The following is a 7539-nucleotide window of genomic DNA, read 5'->3' on the forward strand; positions in this document are numbered from 1 at the left end:
GCAAGTTGATCGGAGCATCCTTAGGGAAGGTCTGAAGTAGGCATTGATTTTTGATGCCCTCGTGGCCTGAGGTTCAAAAAAGCTCGTCCGATCAGATAATCAGACTTTTCCCGTCGTTAACTCATCGATTTGCCTCAGACAGCACCTTCCCAAGGCGTTTTTCCGCATTACAGGCGCACCTCTCCTGTATTCAGCAGTCGTTTTCGCATCATCCACAGATTGGACAGCGCAAACAGCGTGGTCTGCTGCGCAGTGTTTTTCAGCAGGCTTCGGAAGCGTACTTTCGTATAACCAAACTGGCGCTTGATCACTCGAAACGGATGCTCAACCTTGGCGCGCAGTTGAGCTTTCGCGTATTCGATTTTGCGACGCATGCGCCCGATCAGACTTTTCCTTGCATGCTTTTTATAACTGCTGGGCCGCGCTGCAATCGACCATATCATTTGGCGATTTTGATGCTCGGGACGCTTTTCGACACCGGTATAGCCCGCGTCGCCAGAGACGTAAGTTTCTTCTCCGTGCAGTAACTGGTTGTTGCCGCTGACCGAAAACTGACCCAGTAGAGGCTCTTCTGCCGACTGAAAACTGACCCAGGTGTTCAACTGCTTCTGCTCACTTTTCGAGCAGGAGAACACAGGGTGATCAGCATGGAAATGTTGGGAAAAATCCGGCGGATGTACTTCCGCGACAAGCTCTCGCTGCATCAGATAGCCAAGCGTACCGGGCTGTCGAGAAACACCATCCGAAAATGGGTCAGAGCGCCCGAAACCAATCAACCAGCGTACCAACGGTGCGCAACCTTCAATAAGCTCAGCCCTTTTCACGAGACCCTGGAGCAGGCGCTCAAGGCCGATTCGTTCCGGCCAAAACACAACCGCAGGAGCGCCAAAGCACTTTTTGAGCAGATCAAGGCCGAGGGCTATGACGGCGGTTACAGCCAGCTCACGGCGTTTGTCCGCTCTTGGCGGTGCGAGCAAGGCAAGTCTGTACGCGCTTTTGTACCGCTGACGTTTGCCCTCGGTGAGGCCTTTCAATTTGACTGGAGCGAAGAAGGCCTGCTGATCGGTGGCCTGTTTCGACGTATCCAGGTCTCCCATATGAAGCTGTGCGCAAGTCGCGCGTTCTGGTTGGTTGCGTACCCCAGTCAAGGCCACGAGATGCTGTTTGATGCCCATACACGTTCGTTTGGAGCGTTGGGTGGCGTGCCACGTCGCGGCATCTACGACAACATGAAAACGGCTGTCGACAAAATTAACAAAGGCAAAGGCCGCACGGTTAACGCCCGGTTTTCCGTGATGTGCGCGCACTATCTGTTCGATCCGGACTTCTGCAACGTGGCCTCTGGCTGGGAGAAAGGCATCGTCGAAAAGAACGTGCAGGACAGCCGCAGACGAATCTGGCTCGATGCTCAAAATTGCATGTTCCATACCTTTTAGGAACTGAATGTCTGGCTCGGCCAACGTTGCCGGTCGCTCTGGAGCGAACTGGTGCATCCGCAGTACAACGGGCTGACGGTGGCCGAGGTCTTGGAGCTGGAGCAGGTCGAAATGATGCCAATGCCGACGGCATTTGATGGCTACGTCGAGCGTACCGTGCGGGTCTCCAGCACCTGTCTGATCAGCGTGGCGCGAAATCGCTATTCAGTGCCATGTGAGCGAGTCGGCCAGTGGGTCAGCAGCCGTTTGTACCCTTCGCGGATCGTGGTCATTGCCGACGAAACGGTGATCGCCAGTCACGAGCGCCTCTTTGATCGAGATCAGGTCGGTTTTGACTGGCAGCACTACATCCCACTCATCGAACGCAAGCCTGGTGCACTGCGCAATGGCGCTCCATTTGCTGATCTGCCAAAACCGTTACAGCTTCTCAAACGCGGACTGAGGCGTCACACCAACGGTGATCGAATCATGATGCAGGTACTGGCTGCTGTGCCAATTGCGGGTCTCGAACCAGTGCTGGTGGCGGTGGAGCTGGTACTTGAATCGGGAAGTCTGAGCGCCGATCACATCCTCAATGTCGTTGCCCGCCTGACCTCCACCGCACCACCTCCCTGTGTAGAAACCAGCCTGCAACTCAAAGTGGCGCCTGTTGCCAATACAGCACGCTACGACCGGCTCCGTACGACCGATGAGGAGAATCGCAATGCGTGACCTAATGACTGAACTCAAAGAACTGCGCCTGCACGGCATGGCCAGTGCTTGGGAAGAACTGGTCTCTCAAGGAACAGCGTCGACGGCTTCATCGAAATGGCTGCTGGAACATCTGCTTCAGCAGGAACATGCGGATCGCGCGGTGCGCTCGGTGAATCATCAGATGAACATGGCAAAACTCCCCATGCACCGTGACTTAGCTGGCTTTGACTTCAGCGCTTCCAGCGCTGATGCCCGGCTGGTCAGCGATCTATCCAGCTTGGCGTTCACTGAAACCGCGCAGAATGTCGTGTTCATCGGCGGCCCTGGAACCGGGAAAACACACCTGGCCAGTGCCTTGGCTGTATCCGGAATCACGGCCCACAACAAACGCGTGCGCTTCTTTTCCACGGTGGATCTGGTGAATCTGCTGGAGCGTGAGAAGTACGATGGCAAGGCAGGGCGAATCGCCCAGGCACTGCTGCGCACAGACCTGGTGATACTGGATGAACTCGGATATTTGCCCTTCAGCCAAAGCGGTGGCGCCCTGTTATTTCACCTGCTGTCCAAACTGTACGAACACACCAGCGTGGTCATCACCACCAACCTGAGCTTCTCGGAATGGTCGAGTGTGTTTGGCGACGCCAAGATGACCACCGCGTTGCTGGATCGGCTGACACACCACTGCCACATCGTCGAAACGGGCAACGAGTCCTACCGCCTACAACACAGCACATTGGCTGCCCAGACAAAGATCAAAACACGCGAACGAAAGCGAAAGGACGGAAATGATATCGAGGACGATGAGCCATTTTAATCCGCGCCATAAATGCCCTGCTGCATGCGGTGGGGCTTGATGCGTCTTCAATCGGAACACTGCTGCTAAGCTTATCCACAATTACTGGGGCAAAAATCAGCAATCCGTCCTGGGTCAATTTTCAATCGGCAGGGTGGGTCAGTTTTCAATCAGCGCCAACAATATCGCATCCGCTGGGTCCAGTTTCACCCAATTCGCAAGGTTTCGTTCGAAACGCTCAATTTCGCTGGCCTGCAAGGGGTGCTGTGGCTTCTTAGCTGCCATGCTCATTTTTCCTATTCCGCGTTGCAGGACTGAACGTCATCGATTGACGATCCACGACACGCCTCAGCCCTTCGCCAATTTCAACGTCCGGCATAAGACCAAAGCCATGTTTCCTGAACCACGGCCCGTTCCACAGTGGCTCGCGGAAGGTCGTCAGGCTCACAGCCTGAACCCGAAGGGCCTGCGCATGCGTCACAACGGAGGACAGCAGAGTCTTACCTACGCCATTGCCTGAAGCACAAGGAACGACGGCGATATTGTCCAGATACAACAAACCATCGAGTGGCAGCATGGCGGCGTACCCGATGACTTCATGAGTGTTCTGGTCAACAGCAACGACGACGCGGCAGGCTTCGAATCTGTCTGCACTCAGCGGAGGGAGGTCGGCGACATGCGCCAGAGACGGAATGGTTTTATAGCGATCACGGGCCTGCGCCGAGAGGCGTCTCAAGCCCGGCAGATCGCTATCTTTCGACAGACGCAGGTCGAACGCCACCGAGCCTCTCCTGCTAATTACCGTAACGGCTCAGGAAAATAGCCGCCCGTTTTGTTACCACGGGCAAAGAGCTCAGATCGATGGTTTCATTTTCACTATGCGCACCTTCACCCCAGGCGCCTAGCCCGTCCAGGCTTGCGGTTACATAGTTGTTCACATAGGAAATGTCAGCTCCGCCTCTTTCCGCTGACGGTGCCGATTCCAGAACAGGCCCGTCGAGATCCTGGCTGACCTGGCTGTAGGCTTCCAGTAGCTTGCGATTGCTCTCACGATCAGCCATGACCGGCATGATGGCTTTGATTTTCACATCGCTGTTGGTCAGAGGCAGCGGGTGACTGGCTATTTCTTTCAGCTGGTTTTCCGCGGTGACTCTCTGAGCCTCACTGCTGAACCGCAAATCGCCATGCACAGAAGAAATCCGGGCAACCGTTGTCTTTCTTCCAGAAGCAGTACCTTGTCCACTGGCGACATCTTCGACCGCAGTAGAGCCCCCCAGAATGAGTCCCGGATTGATTGTCAGGCCTTGCTCATTCGAAAGCTTCAGACGAATCTCATCAAGCACTCGAGCCGACTCATACGCCGCCCCGAAACCGGTTTCAGGCTGAAAAATAGTCGCTGAATGTTTGTCTACGCCGGTGCTGGTCAAAAACCACTCGCTCAATCCCCTGCGCTCGGTGATCAACTGGTTGGGCGACAAGGCGAATTCGAAACCCAGCGCAATGTCGCTTCTTTTGGCTTCGGCGATCAGCCATTCTCTGGAGATCTCCGTCGGTTTGGCCGCCAGCTCTTCATCACCGATCAGGACCACCGAGATATTCATGTTCTCCAGCGCGCCGGTGTGTTTCAGCGCCTGCAAGGCGTAGAGCATCGTGACCATGCCGCCTTTGTCATCGATGACGCCAGGGCCCTTGGCTTTTTTACCGCCCTCAAGGTAGGTGAATTTCTGGAAACTGCTTGTTTCGGGAAAAACCGTGTCCAGATGGCCTATCAGTAGAATTCGTTTCGCAGACTTATTGCCATCGTGGATCGCAACAAGGCTACCCGCATGATTCATTCCTGCAGGCAGGTCGTGCCAGGTTGTCTCGAAGCCAAGCGCCTCCAGCTCCGGCTTCATCAAATTACCCACTTTGACGACGCCCTCAACATTATCTGTACCACTGTTGATGTTGACGAGTTTTTCAAGCAAAGCGATCTGCTCGGCGCTGTGGCTATCGACATAGGACGCCATGCTTTGCTCATCACGTGCCGTTCCTGCCAATACACCGTTGCAGAAAAACAGAATCAGGAGCGAGGGGAGAAGACTTTTCATGCTGGATAGCGTCCGCTTTTGTGGTGTCGAGCCATTGTGCCCAAGAACCCGTCAGGTTATCCATGACGGGCGCTATTGTGGCGTCCTGAGTGGCAGGAAGCCGGGCAAGGTTCCTTGAGCGCCGCCAAAAAAGAGGGATATCAGAACCTGAGACTTTCCAGTCTCTGAAAGCAAGTCTGGAAGATAAGTCGACGATGATGCTCGTGCTGATCGGCAACAATCCCCACCCATCTCCCGCCAAATGTGGCTTACTGGGAAATTGCTACCGCGCCTGCGGCTTGGTGGCTGCTGCCGTCCAGCGCGACAAGTCGCCCTGTCCGTCACCAGCTCCAGGGAAGACTGATCACATGGCCACGGCCAGCCGATCTGCCGGGTACTGGTTCATGAAGGCTGCGCTCTGCTCCGGCCGCGCGGTCAGCCAGTCCGCATACGAGCCCTTCGGCAAAATCACTACCATGCGCTTTTCGTCCTGGGGCTTGTGGTACGCCTTCATGAAGTCGTGATCATCAGCATTCACAGTCAGCATGGTGTAACTGTGCAGGATCTGTTCGGTGGATGGATCGCACCACTGCTCCCATAGACCCGCAATGCCCAACAGTTCGCAGTCTGCACGGGCTATACGCGTGGCAACTGCCTTGCCCGAACGTCATTCAGGCTCGTAGATGGCCACCGCTGGGATGATGCAGTGTTGCGCGTGACGCCATGCATGCCGGAATGACTGCTTCTCGGCGACTGTCTCTGATCGAGCATTGTAGGTAAACGCTTTACCCATCTTTAGCCAAGTGGGGTGTTGCCGCTGATGCAGAATTGACCCAGCTGTCGAAATTTCGCTGACCCAAGCTTTTACTCCGTAAAGCGTTAGCAGGTCTGACTTTGGGCTGAATACTTATGGGGCGACGCCAAGTCGGCACATGGGTCAATTCTGCATCAGCGGTAACACTCCGCGGTCATCAGGGCGCAGGGAGAAACTGGACTGATCATCCTGATCAACTGGGCGATCTGGGCATTGCTGTAGTGCTGGATGATCTTTGTTGCAAGACCAAGCGGGTCAGGATCGACAGTCATGGTGGTAGGTCCAGGTTGATGAAAATCAAATCTACCGTAACCGCAACCACATGTAACCCGTATCAAGCCTCAGTTGTAGGCTTTACACGCGGCCATAAGACCAGTCCTGAGCGCAGGGAGGGGCCGCGCGCTGCGTTCAAGCGCGGCACGCCTTAATGTACGGACAGCTCTCGGAAAAAATCAGGATTTGCCTTCACCGTGGCAAGAACCTTGGCTGCAAGGCCCGTAGGATTACGCCGTCCATTTTCCCAGCTTTTCACCGTATCAATACTGGTGCCCAACACCTTTGCCATCTCACCCTGGGTAACATTCAACTGGGCTCGGATCGCTTTCACGTCGGCCAACTCGTATTGAGTTCGCCGAGCAGCCGGCTTAACACCGTTCTTGATATCCACGGCTTCTTCAAGAGAGGCCTTCAACTCGTTAAAAAAGCTCATATCACACCTCTTTTTTCAGCTTTTGAGTGAGCAGCTTCAGCTCTGTTTTTTCAGCATCAGTCAGGCTGTCTTTGGTGCTTTTCGGGTATGCCATCACCAGGTAGATCACCTCAGGTGTAGCCAAAAAATATATTACTCTCGCACTGCCGCTCTTGCCTTGGTTTCCCATGGCCATGCGTACCTTGCGGAGCCCTCCTGTGTTGGTGATCAAATCACCTTTGTCCGGAGACTCGATCAAAATCGCCTGAAGGCTTCTCAGTTCATCATCTGTTGCGAGAGCCTTGATCTGGCGTGTGAACATCGAAGTTTCGATGAATTCAATAGCGTTGCTCACAGATGCTATCCTTGTCCGCAGGAGTACATAGTACACCAAAAACAATGTCCAGCATAGGCCAGCAGCGTCATCCGGCCACACGCGTACCAAGAGCTGACCTGATTCCGCAGTCAAACAGGAAGTCATGGTGAATATCATCGGTAACACCGAAGCCGCTATCCGCCCATTCCAAAAATACATCGGCAGGCGCTATATGCTAGCTAATGATTCCTAACGCTCCAAAAGACTTCAGCGCCTGTAGCGCCGCTTCTAGCCACCGATACACATGTCAACTTAAGGTGTATCCAAAATGGCACTCTAGCGCTAAGAAAAAAATGTCACCACTTGTAACCTTTTTATCTCGTCACTTTTGGGTATACCCCAAGTGACACGAAAATCAGTACGACCAGATTTCAGCTTTGCGGACTTAAAGCACACCCAATTTGATACAATCATTAGACTACACCCAAAATGAGACGGATATACTGATGTTCATTCGTGCATACCTTCGAGCATCGACCGATGACCAGGACGCAAGTCGAGCGCGCGATTATTTGGAAACGTTTGTCTCCGTCTACGGCAAGGCCATCGCATCGTGCTACATGGAAAATGCCAGTGGCAGCCATGCCGACCGCCCGGAATTAATTCGACTACTCAAAGATGCTCGCCGAGGTGACGTGCTGCTGGTGGAAAGCATCGATCGGCTGTCGCG

General features: G+C 54.2%; 7 protein-coding genes and 4 pseudogenes. 3 read left to right on the forward strand and 8 right to left on the reverse strand.

All coding sequences use genetic code 11. The annotated features are described in order from the left end of the window. Positions 1-167: 167 nt before the first annotated feature. Positions 168-533: pseudogene (locus ALO43_RS18540) on the reverse strand (transposase); the annotation flags it as partial. A gap of 114 nt (positions 534-647) precedes the next feature. Here ALO43_RS18540 and istA point away from each other — a divergent pair. After that, a pseudogene (gene istA / locus ALO43_RS18545) lies at positions 648-2147 on the forward strand (IS21-like element ISPsy20 family transposase). Continuing rightward, positions 2140-2943 carry an IS21-like element ISPsy20 family helper ATPase IstB gene (gene istB / locus ALO43_RS18550; protein ID WP_053481497.1) on the forward strand — a complete coding sequence of 268 codons (804 nt, stop codon included), beginning with the start codon at positions 2140-2142 and terminating at the stop codon, positions 2941-2943. Before istA ends, istB begins: the two are co-directional and overlap by 8 nt. 138 nt (positions 2944-3081) lie before the next feature. Here istB and ALO43_RS31760 read toward each other — a convergent pair whose 3' ends face one another. The 7 genes and pseudogenes from ALO43_RS31760 to ALO43_RS18575 all read right to left on the reverse strand — a co-directional run bounded on the left by ALO43_RS31760 (position 3082) and on the right by ALO43_RS18575 (position 6848). Beyond that, on the reverse strand, positions 3082-3207 hold the full coding sequence (locus ALO43_RS31760) for a hypothetical protein (RefSeq protein WP_268873829.1): 126 nt from the start codon (positions 3205-3207) through the stop codon (positions 3082-3084). Further along, positions 3197-3703, reverse strand: coding sequence for a GNAT family N-acetyltransferase (locus tag ALO43_RS18555; RefSeq protein WP_054997899.1), 507 nt, complete (start codon positions 3701-3703; stop codon positions 3197-3199). Before ALO43_RS18555 ends, ALO43_RS31760 begins: the two co-directional genes overlap by 11 nt. A gap of 13 nt (positions 3704-3716) precedes the next feature. Further along, positions 3717-5012: a M20 family metallopeptidase gene (locus tag ALO43_RS18560; protein WP_054997900.1), complete on the reverse strand. Its 1296-nt coding sequence runs from the start codon at positions 5010-5012 to the stop codon at positions 3717-3719. A gap of 343 nt (positions 5013-5355) precedes the next feature. Then, positions 5356-5775, reverse strand: a pseudogene (locus tag ALO43_RS18565) (SOS response-associated peptidase); the annotation flags it as partial. 176 nt (positions 5776-5951) lie between these two features. Continuing rightward, positions 5952-6077, reverse strand: a pseudogene (locus ALO43_RS29185) (TrfB-related DNA-binding protein); the annotation flags it as partial. Positions 6078-6229: 152 nt separating this feature from the next. Further along, entirely contained in the window at positions 6230-6514 is a 285-nt protein-coding gene (nadS, locus tag ALO43_RS18570) for a NadS family protein (protein ID WP_054997901.1), read from the reverse strand. 1 nt (position 6515) lies between these two features. After that, complete coding sequence (locus ALO43_RS18575) at positions 6516-6848, reverse strand: type II toxin-antitoxin system RelE/ParE family toxin (protein WP_005769723.1); 333 nt, start codon at positions 6846-6848, stop codon at positions 6516-6518. Positions 6849-7315: 467 nt separating this feature from the next. Between ALO43_RS18575 and ALO43_RS18580 the strand changes: the two genes are divergently transcribed. Continuing rightward, a partial coding sequence (locus tag ALO43_RS18580; RefSeq protein WP_162235604.1) for a recombinase family protein occupies positions 7316-7539 on the forward strand: 224 nt, incomplete at its 3' end.

This window comes from Pseudomonas tremae, assembly GCF_001401155.1.
In the GTDB taxonomy this organism is placed as follows: Bacteria; Pseudomonadota; Gammaproteobacteria; order Pseudomonadales; family Pseudomonadaceae; genus Aquipseudomonas; species Aquipseudomonas tremae.